We start from the raw sequence: 22,988 nt of genomic DNA on the forward strand, positions 1-22,988 counted from the left end.
TCGCCGCGCGACCCGGGCGGTCAGCGCCCCCACACGGCGTCGACGACCCGGGCCGCGGCGGACCCGTCGTCGCGCGGTGCGAAGGTCGTGCGGAACGTGTCGTAGCGGGCGGCATACGCCGTCTCGAGCTGGGCGAGCGAGGTCAGCGACCGCAGCACCTCGTCGGTCGAGGAGAGCAGCGGGCCCGGCGCGATGTCGGCGAAGTCGAGGTAGAAGCCACGCGTCGACCCGGCGTACTCGGCGAGGTCGGGTGTGAGGAAGAGCATCGGCCGCCGGGTGCTCGCGAAGTCGAACATCATCGACGAGTAGTCGGTGATGAGCACGTCGGCGACGAGCATCAGCTCGGTGATGTCGGGGTAGCGCGAGACGTCGACGACGTTGGCGGCCGTGGCGTCGCCGAGACCGGGCGTGTTGCTGTGACCGCGCACGAGCAGCACGGAGTCGACGCCGAAGGCCTGCGACACGACGTCGAGCTCGAGGTGGTTGACCATCGCGTAGCCACCAGTGGCCGTGCGCACGTTGTCACGCCAGGTCGGGGCGTAGAGCACGAGCCGGGCCTGCGGCGGCACGCCCAGACGCGCCCGGATGCGTCGCCGGTCGGCGTCGGAGCCGGTGCTGAGCAGATCGTTGCGCGGATAGCCGAGGTTGAGCACCTCGCCCTCGAACTCGAGGGCCTCGGGGAGGGTCGTGCTGGCGAAGTCGTTCTGCGCGAGCAGCAGGTCCCAGGCCTTGGCCTCACGGCTCATGAGGTCGCGGTAGGACAGGGAGAGGTTGGGTGCCGGCACGTGCTGGCCGATCTTCTTCAGCGGGGTGCCGTGCCAGGTCTGCAGGTAGGTCTGGTCGGGGTGCTTGCGGTAGTAGAACGGGAAGTTGTTGTTGGCGACGAGATGCCGTGAGGTGTGCAGTGCCCGCAGGTGCTCGCGGCTGCCGATCACGACGGTCTCGGCACCCTGGGGCACCACCGCCGTGCCGTCCGCAACCTCCCAGACGAGCCGGTGGGGGTAGTCGCGACGCACGAGCTCGTCGTGCAGCGCGAGCGGCGAGTCGGCCGCCGAGCGCCCACCGAACGTCGAGAACAGCACGCCGTCCTCGATCGGCGACGACAACAGCGCCGGGATGCCGCGGCGTGCGGACCACTGTCCGGCGCGGGTCCAGTCCTGCTCGGGCACAGCGGATCTCGTGTTGACCCAGAGCGCCCGGGCCCGCGACGTCAGGGTGAAGCGGAAGGCGATGTCACGGCCCTGGTGCCAGTGCAGGAAGCGCGGGCTCACCTCGTCGACCGCGTGCGGCGCGACGGGGATCCACACGCTGCGCTCGACGGTGCCTGAGCTGCGCAGCAGACGGAGGGAGTAGCCCCCGGTCGCGCGGGCGACGGCGTTGCCCCAGGTCTCCGTCGTCAGGCTGAAGTCCGCCTCGAAGCGACGCGTCACGAGGTCGTGCCGCACGGCGGTGGGCTCCCAGACGGACTGGTCGGACACGAGCGCGAGGTGCACCTGCGCCCCGACCTCGGGAGCGGCATACCCCGTCACCGTGAACGAGCCCAGGTCCTCTGCCACGTCGACCCGGTGGACGGTGGCATGGAGCTTGCGGTCGAGCATCCGCAGGCGACCCGAGCCCGCGACGCCGAGGCGCAGCCCACCCGTGTGGGGAGAGGCCTGCGACAGCTCGGCCGTCGACCCTGCGTAGACGACCGGTCGGGTCTCACCGTCGACGAGGGCCCGCACGCCCCACTGGTGGTCGACCACGGGCGACGCGCCGGTCGGGAGCGGCGGCACGGTCACCGTGGCGGCGTAGCCCCCGTCGACCGGCACGACGGGGAAGGAGCGACGCAGGCCGACCCGGCCGCACGAGATGGACAGCTCCGAGATCGGCAACAGGTCGCTCGAGGAGACGACGAGGTGGAGGACGCGGCCGTCGAGACGCGCCGTTGTGGCGACGACCCGCGGCGCGAAGAGGTGGAAGTGCAGTCCGCGCGCGGAGGAGTGGACCGCCACGATGCGCTTGCCGTCGTGCAGCGGTGAGACCTCGAGGTCGTTGCCGGTCCAGCGCCGGTCCCATGACGTCACCGCCGTGCGCCAGGTGTGGCGGGGTGCGGCGCCCTCGTCCGAATGCTCCTGCAGGCGCAGCTCGAGCTCGAGGTGCCAGCCCGGGTGGGACTCGACGACGTCGTCGACGGCCGGGTGCCGGGCCTCGAGGGCGGTCGCGAGGTCCGCGAGGTCGATGCGCACCCGGAAGCCGGACGCCGCCTGGCTGGGCGAGGACCAGCTGGAGAGCTCGTCGAGGATCACGTCGTCGAAGCGCTCGACAGAGAGCAGGAGGTCGGACTCGGGCGTGTGCGGACCCTCGACGGACTCGTCGACGAGGTGGGCGTCGAGCGTCGTGGGCGTCGTCGACAGGTCGAGCCCGGGCACCCACGCCATGCCCGTCACGACGAGCTCGTCGCCGTCGACCGCATAGCCGTGCACGGTGACCTTCATCCGGTTGTCGACGTCGGTGTGGGCGAGATCGGCGGCCGTCGGGCGATAGGTCTGCAGATCGTCGAGGTAGAGGGGGCGAGCCTGGGGGGGCTCGGTCGTGAGGTCGCTCTCCCACCCGTCGCCCACCTCGCTGCGACGGCGCAGCGCGATCCGGATGTCGTCGCGGTGCCCCTGCTCGACCATCCGGGCCAGGAGGCGGTCGTGCAGGCTGACGAGCCCCCACGCGTGCTCGTCCATGTCGGCGGTCACGGCCCGCACACCTTGGGCGAGAGCCTGCCAGTAGTCCTCACCCGTGCGGGGGACCTCGTTGTAGTAGGCCCGCAGGTCGAGCCCCACCGACTTGGCCTGCCACTCGCGCAGGACGTCGGCGCTCGCCCGCTCCCGGAGGACGTCGGCGACGCTGGCCATCACGGTGAGGCGGTCGGCGAGGTCGACGATGTCCGACTTCTGCTGCGTGATCGAGGTGCCGTCGCCGCGGATGTACCACGAGTAGACGACCTCGTGGAGCACGTCGAAGGCCGCCGCGCTGGAGTAGGCCTTGGCCGACGGCTCCTGGTCCTCGTAGCGGATGCCCTCGGGGAAGGTGCCCACGGCTCGGTCGAAGAAGGTGCGACGGAAGAGCTTGTTCCAGGCGAAGACGTCGGCGAGCACCTCGGGGAAGTCGTCGAGGCGCAGGCCGGTGCGGTCACGGCGGTGCACCTCCTGGGCCCACAGCGGCACCCAGGTGCGCGACGCGTTGCGGCGCTCGAGGTTGCCGACCACGAAGTCGGAGCCCGACGCCGACAGGCACGAGACCATCGTCGCGATCGCCTTGGCGGGCAGGGTGTCGTCGGAGTCGACGAAGGCGATGAACTCGCCGTGCGCCGCGCGGATGCCGGTGTTGCGTGCGGCGCCGAGTCCGGCGTTGGCCTGCTCGATGACGGTGATCCGGCGATCCCACCGGGCGTAGCCGCGGGCGATGGCGGCGCTCCCGTCGGGGCTGCCGTCGATGACGACGATGATCTCGAGGTCGCGGTACTTCTGACGGATGATGCTGTCGAGGCAGTCGGCGAGGTACTCCTCGACGTTGTAGCAGGGCACGATCACCGAGACCCGGCCCAGGCTCGCGGGCGACGGGCTCAGGGCAGAGGCGACGGTCTGGCGCAGCGCGGGGTGGAGGCGGTCGCGCACGGCCTCCCAGCGGTGGTGCGGGATCGAACGACGCACCGCGTGCATCGTCCGACTCGCCCGTTGCTTCGCTTCAGATCGGCCCAGCACGTGATTTGCCCCTTGTGTCCGCTTGGTGTCAGTCGTCGTCACTCGTCGTCGGAGTCGCATCTCCCTCGCCAAAGGGTAATGGTGGCGCCGCGAGGGCGCCGTCTGCGCCCGGCGCCTGCACTGGCGCGGTGCGGGCGGCGCACGACGTCGGGGGCCTAGACTTCCGTTCGGCGGTGGCCCGGTCGGGTGCTCGCCGCTCTCACCGACACCGAGAAGGTAGGACTGGCACGCATGATCCTGTTGCCCCAGGCGCGAGGCATCATCGCCCGGAGGCAGGTCCTCGACACGTTGGTGAGGCGCGACCTGCGCGTCCGTTACGCCGGCAGCCCCATCGGCTACCTCTGGACGATCCTCGACCCGCTCGCGATGGCGCTGATCTACTTCGTCGTCTTCACCTTCATCTTCCAGGCCCGCAGCGTCGGCTACCAGCCCTACGTCCTCTTCATCGTGATCGGCGTGCTGGCCTGGCAGTGGTTCTCGCAGTGCGCCACCGAGACCTCGCGCGCCCTGCTCTCCGAGTCACGCCTCGTCCGGTCGACCAACCTGCCGCGTGAGCTGTGGGTCGTGCGCATCGTCGTCGCCAAGGGCATCGAGTTCCTGCTGTCGCTGCCGGTCATGGCCGGCTTCGCGATCTTCTTCATCGTGGTCGGCGAGACGAAGCTCGACTACCGCATCCTGCTGCTCCCGGTCGCGATCGTCCTGCAGTTCCTGCTCTCCGTCGGGCTCGGCCTCATCCTCGCTCCCGTGACGGTGCTCTTCACCGACATGCCGAGGATCGTGCGCATCGCGCTCCGGATGGGCTTCTACGCGACGCCCATCATCTACGGCGTCCACGCCGCCCCTGAGCTCCTGCAGAACGTCCTGCTGCTCAACCCGATGGCCGGCATCCTCGAGATGTATCGAGCCGGGTTCTTCCCCGAGGAGCTCAACGTCCCCGCCATCATCTCGTCCGTCGTCATCACGTTCGGCACCCTCATCGCCGGAACCATCGTGTTCAAGCGGCTCGAGGCCCCAGTGCTCAAGGAAATCTGATGCGTCCAGTCATCGAGGCGAAGGACCTCGGCATCGAGTTCTACCGCAGTCGCCGGCGCAAGATGTCGTTGCGCGAGATCGTCTTCAAGGGCAAGAACACCGCCCCCAAGGACACCTTCTGGGCGCTGCGCAACATCTCCTTCAGCGTCGCCCCCGGCGAGGCGGTCGGCCTGGTCGGCGGCAACGGCAGCGGCAAGAGCACCCTGCTCAAGATGATCGCTGGCGTCATGATCCCCGACGAGGGAGGGGTCAAGGTGCGTGGGGGAGTCGCCCCCCTCATCGAGCTTACGGGCGGCTTCCTCGGGGAGCTGACCGCTCGCGACAACCTCTACCTCGCCGGTGGGCTCCACGGGCTGCGCAAGGCGCAGATGGACGAGCGCTACGACGAGATCGTCGACTTCGCCGGACCGCAGGTGCGGGCCGGCATGGACATGGCCTACCGGCACTTCTCCTCGGGCATGCAGGTGCGACTCGCCTTCGCCCTCATCACGACGCTCGACGAGCCCATCGTGCTCGTCGACGAGGTTCTCGCCGTCGGCGACCGCGCCTTCCGCGAGAAGTGCTACCTCCGCATGGAGCACATGCTCGCCGGCGGCAAGACGCTCTTCATGGTGTCGCACAGCGAGGCCGACCTGCGCCGCTTCGCCAAGCGCGGCCTCTACCTCCGGCAGGGCAGCCTGGTGGGCGACGGCCCGGTCGAGCAGATCATCGACCAGTACAACGCCGACGCGGACGCGGCGAGGTGACCTGGAGCCAGCCACCGCTCGTCGGTAGCCCGCGCGCCCGCGCCCTCCGGGGCACGTCGGACGGGGGGACGCTCCTCGTCGTGGGCGACCCCTCCCTGGTGTCCGGCCCCGGCACCGGTCCGTCCCCGGACGATGCGGGTGCGCTGGGACTCGCCGCCGCCTACGACCTCGCGCCCCACCGGCTCTCCGGCGGCGCCGGTGAGGTGCTCGCCGGGGCGGCCTCGATCGCCGCGTCGGACCTCGACTCCCCGCTCATCGTCGTCGCTGCGGACCTGTCGCTGAGCCCCGTCGCCCTGCTCGACGTGCTCGACGCCGCCGACGCGACCTGCGCCGCCGTCGTCGAGGGCGGCGCCGTCGCCGACCGCGCGGACGCGCCTGCGGCCGTGCGGGTCTCCGAGGCGGGCCGGCTCGTCGTGTCGGTCGGCGCCGCAGGTCGCCTCGTCACCCGACCGACGGGGTATGCCGTCGGCGTCCTGCGCGTGCGCGCCTCCGACCGCGCGGCGCTGGGAGAGGCCCTCGCGGCCGCGACCGCGGCGTCTCCCGCCACCTTCTGCGACGCCGACCCCTTCGGCGTGATCCTGCTGGCTGCGGTGCGCGCCGGCCTGCCGGTGCGTGCGGTCACCCTCGCCCACCAGAGCCTGCGGCGTGGGGGGTGGCAGCTCGCGGGAGCCCCCGGGTCACCGTGGCAGCAGCGGCTGCGGTCGGCGTCGCGCGGCAACGACGGGGTCTTCTCGACGCTGGCGATCCGACCCCTCTCACGGCGGCTCACGGCATACGGCCTCGCTCGCGACTGGTCGCCCAACGTCGTCACGGCCGTGAGCCTGGCGCTGGGGCTGGCGGCGTGCGCCGCCGTCGCGACGGGGCTGTGGTGGGCCTGGCTGCTGGGCGCCGTCCTGCTGCAGGCCTCGCTCGTCGTCGACTGCGTCGACGGCGAGATCGCGCGCTTCACCCGGCGGTCCAACCCGCTCGGGGGGTGGCTCGACGCCGTCAGCGACCGCGTCAAGGAGTTCACGATGGTCGCGGCGCTCGCCTGGGTGGCGGCGCGTCAGGGGAGCGACCTGTGGTGGCTGGCGGTGCTCGTCCTCACGGTGCTGGCCGTGCGGCACGTCGAGGACCACGCCTATGCGACCCGGCGACGGGCCCAGCTGGTCGCTGCCCCCGGATGGCCCGAGCACCCGATGACCGGTGGTCTCGACGACGGGTGGCTGGGCGACGGCCGTCGGGGTGACGGGGGGCCGGAGGGCGTCCCGACCGCCATGCCGCAGCCGCCCGGCGCGCGGGCGCGACGGCTGCGCGCGGCCAAGCAGGTGCTTCACCTGCCGATCGCGGAGCGCTACCTCATCATGTCGCTCGGGCTGCTCACGATGAGCCCGGCCGTCGTGCTGTGGGCGCTCGGCATCGCCTCGGTGATCGCCTTCACCTGGACCCAGACCGGTCGCCTGCTCCGGGCGCTCGGCGGACGCGACGGATTCCGCGCCGACCGGCCCGACCGGCAGCTCGCCGACCTCTGCGACCTCGCGGTTCTGCCCCGGCCCTCCGGCCCTGGCCGGCTGGCATGGCAGCTGCCCGGGCTGCTGCTCGTCCTCGAGGCAGCCGCCCTGCTCCTCGCCGCCGGAGCGGACACCACGGCCCGGGCCGCGGCCTACGCCTGGCTCGCCGTCGTCTGCTGGCACGTCTATGACAACGTCTACCGCCTCCGCGAGACCGGTCGGGGGTCGGCCTCCTGGCTGCGGCGGGCGACCGGCCTCGAGGTGCGCGTGGTCGTGCTCGCCCTCATCGGCGGAGGGTTGAGCTCACCCGCACCGGCCCTGCTCGTCGGGGCTGGTGTGCTCGCCGTGCTCTACGCGGCCGAGTCGGTCATCGGCTGGCGCGCCCACCAGCGCCCGCAGGAGGCACCGGTCGCGACGACAGGGCAGGATGGGCGCTCGTGACGCACGACCCCACCGACGACCACCCCAGCATCGCCGAGCTCAAGGCCGTGGCCCAGCCCCCCGAGCACATCGCGCGCTACAACGCGGAGCACTGGGCGGGCGCGCTCTACATCAGGCACCTGTCGATCTACGCCACCCGCGCCCTGCTGCCCACGCACATCACGCCCAACGGCGTCACGTGGCTGATGATCCTCGTCGGGGTGCTCGGGGCCTTCGCGATCCCCTTCGGTGGAGTGGTCGGCCCCGTGGTCGCAGTGCTCGCGATGCAGGTGCAGATCCTGCTCGACTGCTCGGACGGCGAGGTGGCGCGGTGGCGCCAGCGCTTCTCCCCGGCCGGCATCTACCTCGACCGCATCGGCCACTACCTGACCGAGGCGGCCATCCCCATCGCGATCGGCCTGCGCGCCGACGAGTGGTCGCTGGCCCGCCCCGGTGACGTCGGCGGCTACACCGTGCTCGGCCTGGTCGTCGCGGTCGTCGTGCTCGTCAACAAGGCCTTCACCGACCTCGTGATCGTCGCGCGTGCCAAGACCGGCCGACCGCTGCTCGACGACGTCGCCCAGACGGCGGCCTCCAAGGTGTCGGGCATCGCCGCGATCCGTCGCGCGGCCGGACACCTCCCCTTTTTCCGGGCCTTCGTCGCCGTGGAGGCGAGCCTGCTCGCCCTCGCCGCGGCCGTCGTCGACGTCGTGCGGGGCGACGTGCTCGGCACGCAGGTGCTCGTCGTCGTCATGGTCCCCCTGGCCGTCGTCACCGCAGCCGGTCACCTCCTTGGGGTTCTGACGAGCTCGAGGCTCGACTGATGCCCGAGACCGATCCTGCGGCGGGCCGTGGCGGCAACGGGTCCGCTGCCCACCGGCCGGACTCCGCCGGGAGGGTGGTGCAGTGGGCGCAGGAGCACGGGGAGGTCGGGGGCGTCATGACGAGCCACCGCCAGATGAGCGAGGTGCTGCGTGCAGCCGGGCACGACGTCAGCTACGTCGACACCGGCTCGGCCGCTCGAGCGGCTCGGGCCGTGCCCTCGCTCTGGCGCCGTCGGTCGCTGCACGTGCTGCACCTGACCCGTCTCTGGCGTGCCGCCCAGCTCGCCCCGCTGCTGGCCACGCTGCCCGGGCGCAAGGCTCTCGTCCTGCACTCGGGCTCGACCGCGGGCCAGCTCTCGGCGATGACGCCGTCGCGGCGACGCGCCGTCCTCCGGGTGTTGCGCACCTTCGACGAGCTGTGGGTCGTCAACGCCGCGATCCGAGAGCTGTTGCCGCCCGACCTCGCCCGTCGGACGACTGTCGTGACGCCCTTCGACGCCCGTGGCGTGGCGGCTCGCGGGACGCTTCCGCGCGACCCGCATGCCCTCGTGCTGGCGACCAACGCCGGGCTGGCGCACTACAACGCCGAACTCGGCGTCGAAGCGGTGCGGCTCGTGCGAGACACCTGGCCCGATGCCACCCTCAAGGTGCTCGCCTACGGCCACCAGGGTCCGGAGCTGGCCGACCTGAGGTCGACGGTCGCACCGCTCGAGTGGGTCGACCTGTCCTTCGACCTCTCGCCGGACCAGGTCAGCACGGTGCTCGCCGGCGCCGAGGTCTTCCTGCGCCCGACGAGCTGGGACGGCGACTCCGTCATCGTGCGCGAGGCCCTCGCGCTGGGGGCGCGCGTCATCGCGAGCGACCTCGCGCCCCGACCCCGAGGCGTGGAGGTAGCGAGTCTCGACCCCTCCGAGATGGCGGCGGCCGTGCTGCACGGTGGTTCCGTCAGTGACGGAGCGGGGCTCGTCGACACCACGCTGGCGGAGGCTGCGTCTCGCGCTCTCGCCACTCTCCACGGTGACGACCGCACGAAGCGGTAGCCTCTGACGCGGTCCAGCCTGCGACCACGTCCGCCCGCCTGGGCATGCCCCATCGGTGCATCACCCCGCCTCCCACACGAGGAGAGACCCTGTGTCCCCGAGGACCGTCATCACCTTCGGCACGTTCGACGTCTTCCACGTCGGCCACGTGCGGGTGCTCCAGCGCGCTGCTGAGCTGGGCGACCGCCTGATCGTCGGGGTGTCGTCCGACGCCCTCAACCTGGCCAAGAAGGGGCGTGCGCCGGTCTTCAACGAGGACGAGCGGCTCGAGATCATCAGCAGCCTGCGCGTCGTCGACGGCGTCTTCCTTGAGGAGTCGCTCGAGAAGAAGCGTGACTACATCCTCGAGCAGCACGCCGACGTGCTCGTCATGGGCGACGACTGGACCGGCAAGTTTGACTGGGTGCAGGACGTCTGCGACGTCGTCTACCTTCCCCGCACCCCGTCCGTGTCGACGACTGGCCTGATCGAGCACATCGCCGGTCTGTCCTGACCCAACGGGTCGCGCGGTGGGGCGTCGCGCGTCGATTGGGGTCCGGCACGGGCGTGCGACTACCATCGATGGGTGCCTCAGACCTCCGACCACGACCGCGGTGCCCCCGTCGTCGTCGGCGAGCAAGGGGCCTTGGTCGAGCACCTACCGCCCGGCATCAGCGGTGACGACGGCCTGCTGCTGAGGCTCTTCAAGGACCGCCGCGTCGCGTTCCTCTTCGTCGGCGGCCTCAACACCGCAATCGGCACCATGTGGTTCTTGCTTTTCGACTGGTGGCTCGGTGCCAAGTGGAACGGCTACGGCCACTACCCTGCGCTCGTCATCACCTACGTGTTCTCGATCCTCTGCGCGTTTGTGCTCTACCGCAAGATCGTCTTCAAGGTGCACGGCAACGTATGGCGCGACCTCGGGCGCTTCAGCACCGTCTACATCTCGGCCTTCGCGGTCAATCTCGTGCTGCTGTGGGTGATGATCCACCTCTTCCACTGGCACCCGTTCCTATCGCAGTGCCTCATCACCTTCGTCACCACGATCTTCAGCTGGGTGGGGCACAACCGCTACTCCTTCCGGCGGCCGGCGGCAGACGCGGGGTCGGACGGCCAGTCCGGCACCCAGCCCGTCAACCAGCCCGTCAACCAGCCCCTCAACCAGCCCGTCAACCAGCCCGGCACTGCCCCCACCCCACGCACCGCGCCCGTCGAGGCGACCGCACGACCCCAGGAGAAGTGAGCAGTGCCCCCGACCGTGTCCGTCGTCGTGCCCGCCTACAACAATGCCGACTTCATCGAGGCGACCCTCGACTCGATCCTGGCGCAGACGTTCACGGACTTCGAGCTCCTCGTCGCCGACCACTCGAGCACCGACGACACGTGGGAGCGCATCCAGCGCTACGCCGACGACCCGCGGGTCCGGCTCATGCAGACCGACGCAGGCGGTGGCGCCCCGGCCAACTGGTCCCGTGTCACCCGGGAGGCCACCGGCGACTACCTCAAGCTGGTCTGCGGAGACGACCTCATCGACCCGCGGTGCCTCGAGCTGCAGGTCGAGGCGATGCAGGCCCACCCGCAGGTCGTGCTCGCATCGTGCCGACGCACGCTCATCGACGCCCACAGCAACACCGTCACCGAGGCCCGTGGCCTCGCCGGGCTCACGGGCCTGCAGCCCGGGCGCACAGCGGCTCGTCGTGCGGTCATCGTCGGATCCAACATCTTCGGAGAGCCGGCCTGCGTGCTGATGCGCCGTGAGGCGTTCGAGCGAGCGGGCGGTTGGGCCGACTCCGAGCCCTACGTCATCGACCAGCAGACCTTCTGCAACGTGTTGATGCTCGGCGACTTCTTCGCACTGCCCGAGTCGCTGGCGAGCTTCCGCCTCAGTGCCTCGCAGTGGAGTGTCAACCTGGCTCGGCAGCAGTCCGACCAGGTCGTTCGCTTCCACCACCGGCTCGCTGCGGAGAACCCCGGACTGCTGACCCGCGCCGATCTCGTGCGGGGCGACAACCTCGCGCGTGCAATGGCCTATGTGCGACGCCTCGCCTACATCTGGCTCGGCCGGAAGATGACGCCCCCCGACCCTCTCCTCGAGCGGGCGCGGGCCTGAGGCCCTCGGCGGCAGCCCTCTCCTGATCCCTTACGCTCGTACCGTGTCCGACCCCCAGGCCGATCCTCAGGCAGATCGACAGCCCGAACGCCTCCACCGCATCTCGGTGGTGACGCCCGTCTACAAGGGGGAGCGCACCCTCCCGGACCTCGCGGTGGAGATGACGGCGCTGCTCGGAGAGCAGACGAGCCAGGACGGCCACCGCTGGGTGCTGACGGAGTGGCTGCTCGTGCACGACAACGGGCCTGACGCCTCGGCCGACACCATCGCAGCGCTCGCGCAGGAGCACGACTTCGTGCGCCCCATCTGGTTGAGCCGCAACTTCGGGCAGCACCCGGCGACGCTCGCGGGCATGGCCTCGAGCAGCGGCGACTGGATCATCACCCTGGACGAGGACGGGCAGCACGACCCCGCCGACATCGGGCGCTTCCTCGACGTCGCCATCGCCGAGAACGCTCAGCTCGTCTACGCCGAGCCGACCAACGAGCCGCCGCACGGCGTCCTGCGCAACGTCGCGTCCAAGGGTGCCAAGTGGGTCTTCGCAAGCTTCCTGGCCGGTGGGGCCGTGCAGACGTTCCAGAGCTACCGACTCGTCCTCGGCGAGCTCGGGCGCAGTGTCGCCGCGTATGCGGGTGCCGGCGTCTATCTCGACGTTGCGCTCGGGTGGGTCGTCGACCGCATCTCGCACGTCGACGTCGAGCTGCGTGAGGAGGGAGGGCGTCCCTCGGGCTACAGCCTCCGGCGACTGCTCTCGCACTTCTGGCGTCTCGTGCTCTCGAGCGGGACCCGAGGTCTGCGCCTCGTCAGTGGACTCGGTGTCGCCTTCGGCCTGTCCGGCATCCTCTTCGCGCTCTACCTCGTCATCTCCTCCAGCCTGGGCCGTCACACCCCCGAGGGGTGGACGTCCAACATGGTCGTCGTCCTGCTCAGCACCGGGGCCATCCTCTTCTCGCTCGGCGTGATTGCCGAGTACATCGGGGTGGCCGTCGGCATGGCCATGGGCAAGCCGCCCTACCTCATCATCAGCGACCCGGGCAACGGTCCCCTCGGTCGGCGTCCCGGGTCGCGATGAGCATCTCTCGATGACCGCGGGGCATCCCCCGCTCACCTGGGTGGTGGGGGCAGGCGGACTCCTCGGCCAGCACGTGGTAGCTGCCCTACGAGGGCGGGCGCCGATCTTCGACGCCCCGCGGGTCCCGTGGAGCGACCCGACGCAGGCGGAGTCGGTGCTTGCGGACACGGCTCGCCGGTTGAGAGCGGACGCCGGGGGCCGCGGGTGGCAGGTCGTCTGGTGCGCCGGCGCGGGCGTCACAGGCTCGTCAGCCGAGTCGTTCGACGCAGAGCACGCGGCGCTGGTCGCCGCACTCGAGGGCCTCCGGGAGGGCTCCGACGCCTCCCGCGGCGCCTTCTTCCTGGCCTCATCGGCAGGTGGTGTCTACGCCGGCGTGGGCGCCTCGCCCTACGACGAGTTCTCGCCGACGAAGCCGTTGGCGGCCTACGGCTGGGCCAAGCTGCGCGCCGAGCAGACCGTCACCGAGTGGGCCCGTGGTGGCAGCCCCGTCGTCATCGGACGCATCGCCAACCTCTACGGGCCCGGCCAGAACCTCGACAAGCCGCAGGGCCTCGTCTCCCAGCTCTGCGCTGCCCACCTGGAGCGTCGACCCGTCTCGATCTGGGTATCGCTGGACACGTTGCGCGACTACCTCTACGCGCCGGACTGCGCGCAGATGGTGCTCGACTGCCTCGACCTCGCCCGCGCCGAGTCGCAGGGCAGCCCGGTCGGTGACGCCCCGGTGGTGACCAAGATCCTCGCCACGCAGCGCGCCATCACCATCGGGGCGGTGATCGCCGAGCTCCGTCGTATCTTTCGACGTCGCCCGTCGATTGTCCTCGGCGCATCGTCGGTCTCAGCCCTCCAGTCGCGCGACCTCAGCCTCAGGTCCCGGGTGTGGCCCGAGATCGACCGGCGCACCCTCACGACCTTCCCTGCAGGGGTAGCGGCGACTCTGGAGGACCTCAGCAGTAGGCTTCGGGTGGCCGCACGATAGGTGTTGCGCAGTCGCGATGTCGCCGCTGCGTGGTCTCGAAGGGGCAGTGGATGGCGTTCCGCACCTGGGTAGGACGTGGACTGAATCACGTCATCGGTGCCCCACGCGCTGATCACGTGCGGCTGATGGAGCGACGTGTCCGCAATGCCACGGCGCGGCGCATCCAGATGACTGGCCCAGCGGGCAAGACAACGCCCACCACGTGGGTTGGTCCCGACCCCTTCGTCGAGCATCCCCGCCCGACGATGAGTCGTCACACTCTGTTGAAGGAGCTGCACCACAGGCTGCAGCCGCGGACGTATCTCGAGGTGGGGGTCAACGACGGAGCGAGTCTGGCCCTCTCACGCGCACGATCCATTGGTGTCGACCCGTCCTTCCGCATTGTCAAGGAGCTCGAGTGCGACGTGCAGCTCGTCCGCGCAACAAGTGACGACTTCTTCGCCCGCGACCGGGCGACGTCCCACTTCGGTGACACGCCTGTGGACCTGGCGTTCATCGACGGTATGCACTTGTCGGACTTCGCGCTGCGCGACTTCATGAACATCGAGCCGCTCATGGCACCCACGGGAGTTGTCGTTGTCGACGATGTTCTCCCTCGCAATGGTCTCGAGGCCTCCCGGAAGCGCATGACCAGCGCTTGGACAGGGGACGTCTACAAGATGGTGGAGGTGCTCAAACGCCATCGACCGGACCTTGTCGTCCTCCTCGTCAACACAGCTCCCACCGGCACGGCGATCGTGACGTCACTGGATCCTCGGTCCACGGTCCTCCGTGAGCGCTACGAGGAGGAAGTGCAGTACCTGCACTCGGTCGACCCGCAAAGGCCGCCGATGTCCTTCATGAATCGCTCCATCAGTGTGGAGCCTCAGGACCTGCTCTCCTCGACAGCGTGGGAGCGGCTCCTCTCCCTGCGAGAGCAGGGGGTCACCACAGACCTCGCATCCGTTCGGGCAGCTCTCAGGTCGCTCTCGGACTGAACGACGACAGGCGTCGGTCGGGGTCGGTCGGTGGTCGTGGTGGAGCGACGGTATCCTCGAGGCGGTCATGTGCCGCCAGATCCGTCGAGCAACGTATGCCGGACGGCGTCCCAGCCATCTTGGGCGCGCCGCCCGGGTGCAGGTTAGGAGTTGTGTGCCAGCGCACGCAGTCGAGGTGTCCCCGGAGCAGCCCAGCGTGGTTCCACAGCGCTCGAGCTCAGTCACGGAGCCGCCCGCGACCTCTACCCGCCGACTCTCGTCGGCGCTGCAGCACAGCGACTTGTTCTGGGTCATCGTGCTTGTCGTCCTTGTCCTCCTGGCGGGGGTCTGGCCGCTCGGGGCGACACCGCGGTACTACTTCCACGGCGACACGCAGGCAGGGGCGTTCGGGCAGTGGTACCACCTCGGCACCGAGTTGCTGGCTGGCCGCTGGCCAGTTGTCGACCCACAGGTGTGGCGCGCCGGGAACTTCATCGGTGAGGGCCAGTGGGGACTGTTCAGCCCTCTGACGATGCTCCTCGGAGTGCTGTCCGTGCACGTGACCAACGCCGTGGTCTTTTCCACGGTGGTCAAGCTCGTGCTGCTCGTGGTCGGCGCTCTGGGGACCTACGCGCTGACCCGCTCCTACCAGGCACGCCCCTGGGCGGCAGCGTTGGCTGGACTGACGGTCACCGTGGGCGGGGCGACGCGCTACCTGGAGTCCCCATCGTGGGTGACGGGGCAAGTGATATGGGCCTTGCTGCCCGTGTTCTGGTGGGCGATGCGAGGGATTACCCACCGGCGGAGGAATGCTGCGGCTGCCCTGGCGACGGGCATGCTCATCGTCTCGGTGGGCTATGTCTACGGATGTCTCTTCATCGCCATCGTCGTGCTGGCGTGTGTGACCGAGTCCGTCGTCCTTGGTCATCGCCGCGATGCGTGGAGACCTGTACTCGTGGGTGTGATCTGCGGGCTGCTGGCGGTTGCCGTCTATCTGCCGGGAGTGTTGACAGCACCGGTCACCGTCCGCGCCGGCTTCAAGATCCTCAGTGACGGTAGTCTCCCGGGTGACCTGCTGGGGATGCTCATTGGCATCCTCCCCTTCCCGGTGACAGCGAGCTTCACCGTCTGGTTCATACCACTCCTGGCTCTGGTCCAACCCCGTCGAGCAGTTGCTCTGCTGCGACCCATGGCGGGCCTCTACGTCTTCTTGGGCGTGATCGTGCTCTGGCTGCTCGGACCGAACCAGATCGGTCCCATTCGATGGCCTGCTCGCGTGATGCCCGAGTTCGCGATGCCGCTGGCGGTCATCATCTGCGTTCTGCTCTCGCGAGCCATGGTGGCGCGGGTCACCGCACGCCGCGTGGTCGTGGCTGCCGCGTGGACGATCGTCGCGGCCTACCTCATCGTTTCCCGGCACTGGATCGACGCACGCACGATCGCGGTGCTCGCGGCCATCGTTCTGTGTGGCGTGCTTGTTGGAGGGGTCGCAGGTTTGACCATGGCGCGTCTGGGGCGTGCGCCGAATATTGCCGTGGGCCTCGTCGCGATGATGTGGACCTTCGCCGTTCTGGCAAGCCAGTATCACTTCTTTCCCGAGCCACCTTCCGTTGACCGGAACATGCCCGCTCTCGTGGCCGACTACAAGAACCAGGTTTCGGGTGCGGTGGGCGATGTCATCGTCGTGGGCGACGTGGAGGACGCCCTCATCACGGATCCTTCTCTGAGCCGAGACTTCCTCATCGCCAGTGCGTGGTTCGTCAACCCGCACTCGGTCCAGAACACCTACACGACGATCGGCTTTCAGAACTACGACCGCCGCTACTGCATTCGCTACAACGGGACGTCCTGCCCCGAGCTGCTGACGACCCTGTTCAGCACGCATGCGGGCACGGGTCTGCAACGCGTGGACCTGCTATCGGTGAGCACCATCTACCTGGCTACCAGCGACTTCCGCCCGGAACTGCTCGCAAACCCCCCGCAAGGATGGCGCGTCGAGTCCTCCACGAAGAACGCTGTGATGTGGGTCCGGGATGCACCCGTGCCGATGGCCGGTGGTGTTGTCTGGAACAGCCGCGGGGTGTCGGTCACCCAACTGTCCCAAGACGACCGAGGCGCGAGCTTCCAGGTCAACACGACCACGCCCTCGGGCAAGGTCGTTCTCAGCCGCTTGGCATGGCCCGGCTACGAGGTGGCCGGAGCCTCCGAGACGGACATGACCGATGGATACCTCCTCACCATCGACGTCTCGCGGGTGGCACCGGGCGACGTGGTCACGGTGAGGTACTCGCCTCCTGGATGGGCGGTTGAGCGTGCCGCGCTGGCGGCGGCGCTCGTTCTGGGAGCGGCTTGGCCCATTGGCGAGGCCATCAGGCGGCGACGCCGAAACAACGCGGTGATGACGGCACCGCCGGCAGGCGTCCCCTCACAGTGACCTGAGCAGCGTGGTCAGGGAGTCGAGATTGCGGTCGAAGTCAAACTCCCATCCCGAGTAGTACGCGTCGGCGCTCCAGCCCGTGACCGGCTGCGCAACGTCGGCAGGGCTCCAGAAATAGTGCTCGGTGCACCCGAGAACCGCGGCGTACAGGTGCTCGTTGCGGGCGGTGTAGGACTCGTGGTTGAGCACGATGAGGTGCTCCAGTGCCTCGCTGTTGAAGATATTGAAGAGGCCGGAGCCACCAAATCCAGCGACGACGCGCGGCCCCCGGAACAGGTGGGCCTGCTGTGCAAGGTCCAACTCCTCCGGGTAGACGACGACGAAGCCGTGATGCCTGAAGATGCGCTCGACCTCGCGCGCATTTCGACAGGCCCTGTTGGACATGGTGTCGCGGCGGGAGATGAACAGTCGGTCCGCGGGCGTGACCTCCCTCGGCGCGGAGCGCGCCAGCCCTTGGCTGACACGTTGCCAGACCTGCAGGAGGTCCGGATGGACATAGTGAGGCGCCGCGTTGTGCCACATGGGAGACGCCGCATAGATGGAGTCGACCCACGTGGGCTCGGTGATCCAGGTGATGGACGCCTCACTGATCCCATAGGCGGTGAAGAGGCGTCGCTCGAGCAGCGGATCCCGCTCGTTGGGGTAGCGGATGCGGAAGATCGCCTTGAGGTCTGGACACTCCTTCTTGGCCTCCTCCCACCCCCAGAGACGAGACATGACCTCGGTGACGAGGTGGCCGAAGTGCCCAGAGTTCTCGCAGTCCAGGTGGTAGAAGGTGCCCTCACGCGTGGTGTGGGGGAGAACACGCTCGGGGATTCGTGCGAAGTCGCGGTTGACGTTGGCAATGGCTGGGTTGATGAGCCCCGGTGTGCGGTGATGTCTGAAGGAGTCGGGGAGGATCGACTCCTCAGCGAACAACAGTGCGTTGGAGACCATTCCGATCTTTCCCGTGTACTGACGCAGCTTGAGCGCAGGGACCGTGAATGTTGTGCCGAGGTCGGGAATGGGCACGCCGGCCTCATGGGAGATGACAGAGCCGCGGTGCTCGAACGTCTGCGCGGGGAGCACCGCCACATCACGGACGGTGAGCTCCCGGCTACGGACGGCCAGCATTCGGCTGCCGTCCGCGTCTCGAATCTTCACGAAGTGCTGATTCGCCTTCGAGATGCGAATCTCTGTCCTGTCGAGCTGCACACCTCCGACCGAGTCAGCGAACTCGCGGATCGCAGCTGGCATCGCCCTCCGCGCCTCATGCGGTGCGCTCTGGGCCGCGATCACCTTCACGAGCCTCTCGAAGATGCCCGGCTCTTCGTCACGCTGGATCCTGTCCCGGGGGATGACGTACACGCCACCCTTGCGCAGGTTGAAGAAGAGCCGATCCCAGTCGGTCTCGTGGCCGGCAGGTGTCTTGGTGGTGAGGTTGATGAAGACATCGACGGGGCCGACCATCTTCAGCACCCAGTTGACCTCGTCGAGGTGCTTGGCCGCGTGGAATGCAGCTGCAGACTCGGCAAGCTCCCACACGGGCCGGGCCTCGGGAGCGATCACGTGGGCGCTTCCGCGCTCCGACGCCAGGACTGACATGAGCTCGGGGCCGACTTCGTCGTCGGCGAGCACAGCGAGAACGCGACCGCGTCCGACCTCCGCTGGTGTTGCGGGGTCTGAGTGGGCAGTCGAGCGCTTGGTCCATCGCCCCGCGATCATCGAAGCCACCCTCCGAGGCGGTGCTGGGGCAGGCATGAGTCGGCCGTGGCAAGCGACCGTTTCGTCGTCATGGGCTGCATTCTTGCGCATGCCTCTGATCGGCATCGCTTTGGGCGCAAGGTCTCGCTCGCGATTGCGAGGCCCGTTTCCCGTAGGTTGGGGCCACGTCGGACCGTCGGGCGCCGGCCCCCGGGAGAGGATCGTGATGCGGAGTCGACTCGCCAGCCTGGTGCTGCGCCTCAGCGGCTGGACCGCGGTCGGAGAGGTGCCCCGCACCGGGGTGCTCGTCGGAGCGCCCCACACGTCCAACTGGGACTTCGTCATGATGCTGCTCGTCATGTGGCGCGGGGGAGTCAATCCCCGCGTGCTGATCAAGAAGGAGCTCTTCCGCGGGCCGCTGGCGTGGCTGCTGCCGCGCCTCGGCGGCATCCCGATCGACCGTGACAACCCCGGCGCCGTCGTGCGCGAGCTCGTGCGCGAGGCCCGCAGCGGGGAGCCGTTCCTGCTCATCCTCGCGGCGGAGGGCACCCGCAAGAAGGGCGAGTACTGGAAGTCGGGCTTCTGGCGCATCGCACGCTCGGCCAAGCTGCCGATCGCCCTGGCGTTCATCGACGGGCCCAGCCGCACGACGGGATTCGGACCCACCATCATGGCGACGGCAGACGTGGTCGCCGACATGGACAAGGTGCGTGAGTTCTATCGCGACAAGCGGGGCATCCACCCCGAGCTGCGCACCGAGCCGCGCCTGCGCGAGGAGCTGGGCGCCGGGGGCGGCAGCAGCTGACCCCGGCCCATCGCGTATGCCGCCGTCCCCACCTCCCCGAGGGAAGGTGGGCGCGTCAGTCTTGTCAGCCCCGCGACGGCGCGGGCTGGAGGTCGACGACGAGGTCGGGCTCGGTGCGCTCTCGGACCTCGTCCTCGGTGACGCCGGGGGCCAGCTCGCGCAGGACGAGGCCGGTGTCGGTGACGTCGAGGACGGCGAGGTCGGTGATGATGCGCTGGACGACGCCTCGCCCGGTGTAGGGCAGCGTGCAGTCCTTGACGATCTTGTAGGAGCCGTCCTTGGCGTTGTGCTCCATGAGGACGATGACCTTCTTGGCGCCGTGGACGAGGTCCATCGCGCCGCCCATGCCCTTGACCATCTTGCCGGGGATCATCCAGTTGGCGATGTCGCCGCCCTGCGAGACCTGCATGGCGCCGAGGATGGCGGCATCGACCTTGCCGCCGCGGATCATCCCGAAGGAGGTGGCGGAGTCGAAGAACGCGGCGCCCTTGCGCAGGGTGACGGTCTCCTTGCCGGCGTTGATGAGGTCGGGGTCCTCGTCGCCGTCGAGGGGGTAGGCGCCGACGCCGAGGATGCCGTTCTCGGACTGCAGGACGATCTCGACGTCGTCGGGCACGTAGTTGGGCACGAGAGTCGGCAGGCCGATGCCGAGGTTGACGTAGGCGCCGTCGGACAGCTCGGCGGCGGCGCGGGCGGCCATCTGCTCGCGGGTCAGTGCCATCTCAGGCCTCCTGCTCGGTGGTCGTGCCGGTGGTGGGGCGGGGGCGGACGGTGCGTCGCTCGATGCGCTTGTCGGTGGCCTGCTCGGGGGTCAGGGGCAGCACCCGCTGCACGAAGATGCCGGGGAGGTGGATCTGGTCGGGGTCGAGCTCGCCGGGCTCGACGAGCTCCTCGACCTCGGCGACGGTGATCCGCCCGGCCATGGCGCACAGCGGGTTGAAGTTGCGGGCCGACTGGTGGAAGACGAGGTTGCCGTGGCGGTCGCCGCGGGCGGCGCGCACGAGCCCGAAGTCGGTCGTGATGGCCTGCTCGAGGACGAAGGTCCTGCGCTCGCCCATCCAGTCGAAGTCCTGGGTCGGCTTGGGAGGGGAGGCGATCGCGACGGTGCCGTCGGCGGCATACCGCCAGGGGAGCCCGCCCTCGGCGATCTGGGTGCCGACGCCGGTCATCGTGAAGAAGGCGGCGACGCCGGAGCCGCCCGCACGAAGGCGCTCGGCGAGCGTGCCCTGCGGCGTCAGCTCGACCTCGAGCTCGCCGGAGAGATATTGCCGCTCGAACTCCTTGTTCTCGCCGACGTAGGAAGAGACCATCCGGCGGATCCGCTTGTCGCGCAACAGGATCCCGAGGCCCCAGTCGTCGACGCCGCAGTTGTTGGACACCGCCTCGAGGTCGGCCAGGCCCGCGTCGTGGATGGCGGAGATGAGCACGGAGGGGATGCCACAGAGGCCGAAACCGCCGACCGACAGCGACATGCCGTCGCTGATGCCGGCGATGGCCTCCTGGGGGGAGGAGACGACTTTGTCCATGCTCGGGACTCTATCCGCGCGCGCGGTGTGGGCGGACGTGGGGTCGCCCCACACCAGCAGGCGCCCACATGTCGCCCAGCCACGTGTGGAGCACCCCTGTGTCGCCGACCCATGTGAGGCTCACCACCCTGCGTGACGGGTGGGGCGAAAGAACACTCGTGTAATTCAGAGTCATCCCTTGTGATGCGTGTGACAGGAGTGCATAAATGGTCAGGTTGTGCGCTCCCTGCCCTGAATCGAGACCCCCCATGACCTCACGTCGACGCCAGCTGGGCCTCGTCCTCACCATCCCCGCCCTCGTCGCGCCGGCCGTCGTCATGCCGGCCGCGCCCGCAGCCGCCGCGGTCAAGGCCCCGCCGACGAAGAGCCTGCCCTCGGCGCTCGATGTCTACGTGCCCTACCAGGCGCAGACGATCTGCGACCCCCGCCCGCGGCCCGGCGTGGTGGCCTTCGCCAAGCTGATGACGACGCACTACGCGATGGGCTCGGTGTCGCTCATCGGTCGCACCTGCGGCAGCGGCCCCTCGGAGCACTACGACGGCCGCGCGTGGGACTGGATGCTGAACGTCAACAACACGTCGCAGGCCGCCGTCGCGCAGTCGGTGCTGGCCTGGCTGACAGCCCCCGACAAGAACGGCGTGCAGGGCGCGATGGCTCGCCGCTTCGGGATCATGTACATCATCTACAACCGCAAGATGTGGCGGTCCTACGCGCCGGAGCGGGGGTGGGCTCCCTACTACGGCGCCTCACCGCACACCGACCACATCCACTTCAGCTTCAACTACAACGGCGCCGCGGGGCGCACGTCTTGGTGGACCGGTGTCGCCGCGACGACGGTCCTGACGACCCTGCCGGCTGCCGGCACGACACTGCCGACGACCCCGACCACGCCGCCGACCCCCACCACCACGACGCCCGTTCCGACCGCTGCGGGAGTGCTGTCGCTCGGGATGACCTCTGCGGCGGTGAAGACGCTGCAGACGCGGCTGGGCGGGCTGCCGGTGACGGGCTACTTCGGCACCCTCACCAAGGCGCGCGTCATCGCGTACCAGAAGTTCGTCGGCCTGCCCCAGACCGGTGTCGCCGACCTGCGCACGCAGGAGATCCTCGCCCACCGCGGGTGGCGCACCGTCACGGCGGCCTACCCGACCCTGCGGGTGGGCATGACGTCGACGGCAGTCAAGACGCTGCAGACCAAGCTCGGCAGCCTGCCGACCACGGGCTACTACGGCTCCCTCACGGCCGCGCGGGTCACGGCCTACCAGAAGTTCGTCGGCCTGCCGCAGACCGGCGTCGCCGACCCCGTCACGCAGGCGCGGCTCTGGGTGCGCGGCTGGTCCGTCACCGCTGCCGCGACCACCACGACCTACCCGACCCTGCGTCTCGGCATGACCTCGACGGCGGTCAAGACGCTGCAGACCAAGCTCGGCAGCCTGCCGACGACGGGCTACTACGGCACGTTGACGCAGGCGCGCGTCTCCGCCTACCAGCGTTTCGCCGGCCTGCCGGTCACCGGGGTGGCCGACTCGCGCACCCAGCAGGTGCTCTACACCCGCGGCTGGTCGACCGTCGCGCCCGCGGCGTTCACCGCAGCCCCGACCCCGAAGGAGCCCGCGATGACGGTCTTCGCGTCAGCGCCCGCCCGGATGAGCAGCGTCAGCCCCGGCGTCGCCCGCGTCGAGGTCGACACGGCCTACACGCCCTTCAAGGACCTCACGCTGGGGCTCGGCTCGCGCGGCGCCCCCGTGCGAGCGCTCCAGCGCGGGCTCGGTGGGCTCGCGGTCGACGGGGTGTTCGGCTCGGTGACGCGTGACAAGGTCGCCGCGCTCCAGCGTTCGATGGCGTTGCCGGCGACCGGGGTCGTGACAGCCGACGTCTGGGACGTGCTCGAGGCGCGGGACTTCCCCTTCGCGACGAGCCGGTCGACGGTGCTGCGCGAGGGCGACGCGGGGCCACAGGTCGTTGCGGTGCAGCGGCTGCTCGGCGTGCGGGTCACCGGAGTGTTCGACCAGGTGACGCGCGACGCGGTCAAGGCGGCTCAGGCGGGGGCAGGGCTCGCGAGCACCGGCGTCGTCGCCTCACGCACGTGGTCGCTTTTCGACCGGCTGTCCGCCTAGGCGGGACGGCGCGCGGCGGTCAGGTGCGAGCCGGGCGGCAT

18 protein-coding genes are annotated in these 22,988 nt (G+C 69.6%); 14 read left to right on the forward strand and 4 right to left on the reverse strand.

The genetic code is table 11. The features are described from left to right. Positions 1-20: 20 nt before the first annotated feature. A complete protein-coding gene (locus LG278_RS07600) occupies positions 21-3,683 on the reverse strand; it encodes a CDP-glycerol glycerophosphotransferase family protein (RefSeq protein WP_404392499.1) in 3,663 nt (1,220 codons plus the stop codon). Positions 3,684-3,965: 282 nt separating this feature from the next. On the opposite strand from LG278_RS07600, the gene LG278_RS07605 reads away from it, so the two are divergent. The 12 genes from LG278_RS07605 to LG278_RS07660 all read left to right on the forward strand — a co-directional run bounded on the left by LG278_RS07605 (position 3,966) and on the right by LG278_RS07660 (position 16,813). Further along, positions 3,966-4,766, forward strand: a complete 801-nt coding sequence (locus LG278_RS07605; RefSeq protein ID WP_404392501.1) for an ABC transporter permease — start codon at positions 3,966-3,968, stop codon at positions 4,764-4,766. After that, on the forward strand, positions 4,766-5,512 hold the full coding sequence (locus LG278_RS07610; protein ID WP_404392503.1) for an ABC transporter ATP-binding protein: 747 nt from the start codon (positions 4,766-4,768) through the stop codon (positions 5,510-5,512). The genes LG278_RS07605 and LG278_RS07610 overlap by 1 nt, the downstream gene beginning before the upstream one ends. 80 nt (positions 5,513-5,592) lie before the next feature. After that, the gene (locus LG278_RS07615) at positions 5,593-7,443 is read left to right on the forward strand and encodes a CDP-alcohol phosphatidyltransferase family protein (RefSeq protein WP_404392505.1); all 1,851 of its coding nucleotides are present in this window, start codon (positions 5,593-5,595) and stop codon (positions 7,441-7,443) included. After that, positions 7,440-8,246: a CDP-alcohol phosphatidyltransferase family protein gene (locus LG278_RS07620; RefSeq protein ID WP_404392507.1), complete on the forward strand. Its 807-nt coding sequence runs from the start codon at positions 7,440-7,442 to the stop codon at positions 8,244-8,246. The genes LG278_RS07615 and LG278_RS07620 overlap by 4 nt, the downstream gene beginning before the upstream one ends. Further along, positions 8,246-9,286 (forward strand): glycosyltransferase, encoded by a 1,041-nt coding sequence (locus tag LG278_RS07625; RefSeq protein ID WP_404392509.1) that lies wholly within the window; start codon positions 8,246-8,248, stop codon positions 9,284-9,286. Before LG278_RS07620 ends, LG278_RS07625 begins: the two co-directional genes overlap by 1 nt. Positions 9,287-9,377: 91 nt before the next feature. Further along, positions 9,378-9,779 (forward strand): adenylyltransferase/cytidyltransferase family protein, encoded by a 402-nt coding sequence (locus LG278_RS07630; RefSeq protein ID WP_404392511.1) that lies wholly within the window; start codon positions 9,378-9,380, stop codon positions 9,777-9,779. A 72-nt stretch (positions 9,780-9,851) separates the two neighbouring features. Beyond that, positions 9,852-10,508 carry a GtrA family protein gene (locus LG278_RS07635; RefSeq protein ID WP_404392513.1) on the forward strand — a complete coding sequence of 219 codons (657 nt, stop codon included), beginning with the start codon at positions 9,852-9,854 and terminating at the stop codon, positions 10,506-10,508. A 3-nt stretch (positions 10,509-10,511) separates the two neighbouring features. Further along, the gene (locus LG278_RS07640) at positions 10,512-11,375 is read left to right on the forward strand and encodes a glycosyltransferase family 2 protein (RefSeq protein ID WP_404392515.1); all 864 of its coding nucleotides are present in this window, start codon (positions 10,512-10,514) and stop codon (positions 11,373-11,375) included. A gap of 43 nt (positions 11,376-11,418) precedes the next feature. Then, the gene (locus LG278_RS07645) at positions 11,419-12,447 is read left to right on the forward strand and encodes a glycosyltransferase (protein WP_404392517.1); all 1,029 of its coding nucleotides are present in this window, start codon (positions 11,419-11,421) and stop codon (positions 12,445-12,447) included. Between the two features lie 10 nt (positions 12,448-12,457). Continuing rightward, the gene (locus LG278_RS07650; RefSeq protein WP_404392519.1) at positions 12,458-13,423 is read left to right on the forward strand and encodes an NAD-dependent epimerase/dehydratase family protein; all 966 of its coding nucleotides are present in this window, start codon (positions 12,458-12,460) and stop codon (positions 13,421-13,423) included. 50 nt (positions 13,424-13,473) lie between these two features. Further along, on the forward strand, positions 13,474-14,400 hold the full coding sequence (locus LG278_RS07655; RefSeq protein ID WP_404392521.1) for a class I SAM-dependent methyltransferase: 927 nt from the start codon (positions 13,474-13,476) through the stop codon (positions 14,398-14,400). 280 nt (positions 14,401-14,680) lie between these two features. Then, on the forward strand, positions 14,681-16,813 hold the full coding sequence (locus LG278_RS07660) for a hypothetical protein (RefSeq protein ID WP_404392523.1): 2,133 nt from the start codon (positions 14,681-14,683) through the stop codon (positions 16,811-16,813). Here LG278_RS07660 and LG278_RS07665 read toward each other — a convergent pair. After that, on the reverse strand, positions 16,805-18,433 hold the full coding sequence (locus tag LG278_RS07665; protein WP_404392525.1) for a glycosyltransferase family 61 protein: 1,629 nt from the start codon (positions 18,431-18,433) through the stop codon (positions 16,805-16,807). The two genes, LG278_RS07660 and LG278_RS07665, sit on opposite strands and share 9 nt — an antisense overlap. Before the next feature lie 292 nt (positions 18,434-18,725). Here LG278_RS07665 and LG278_RS07670 point away from each other — a divergent pair, with 292 nt between their 5' ends. Further along, positions 18,726-19,304 (forward strand): 1-acyl-sn-glycerol-3-phosphate acyltransferase, encoded by a 579-nt coding sequence (locus LG278_RS07670; protein ID WP_404392527.1) that lies wholly within the window; start codon positions 18,726-18,728, stop codon positions 19,302-19,304. Positions 19,305-19,368: 64 nt separating this feature from the next. Here LG278_RS07670 and LG278_RS07675 read toward each other — a convergent pair whose 3' ends face one another. Both LG278_RS07675 and LG278_RS07680 read right to left on the reverse strand, forming a co-directional pair. After that, positions 19,369-20,025, reverse strand: coding sequence for a CoA transferase subunit B (locus LG278_RS07675; RefSeq protein ID WP_404392529.1), 657 nt, complete (start codon positions 20,023-20,025; stop codon positions 19,369-19,371). Position 20,026: 1 nt separating this feature from the next. Further along, complete coding sequence (locus tag LG278_RS07680; protein ID WP_404392531.1) at positions 20,027-20,830, reverse strand: CoA transferase subunit A; 804 nt, start codon at positions 20,828-20,830, stop codon at positions 20,027-20,029. Between the two features lie 248 nt (positions 20,831-21,078). On the opposite strand from LG278_RS07680, the gene LG278_RS07685 reads away from it, so the two are divergent. After that, a complete protein-coding gene (locus tag LG278_RS07685) occupies positions 21,079-22,947 on the forward strand; it encodes a peptidoglycan-binding protein (RefSeq protein WP_404392533.1) in 1,869 nt (622 codons plus the stop codon). Positions 22,948-22,988 lie beyond the last annotated feature (41 nt).

The organism is Humibacillus xanthopallidus, from assembly GCF_044793955.1.
Taxonomy (GTDB): Bacteria; Actinomycetota; Actinomycetes; order Actinomycetales; family Dermatophilaceae; genus Humibacillus; species Humibacillus xanthopallidus_C.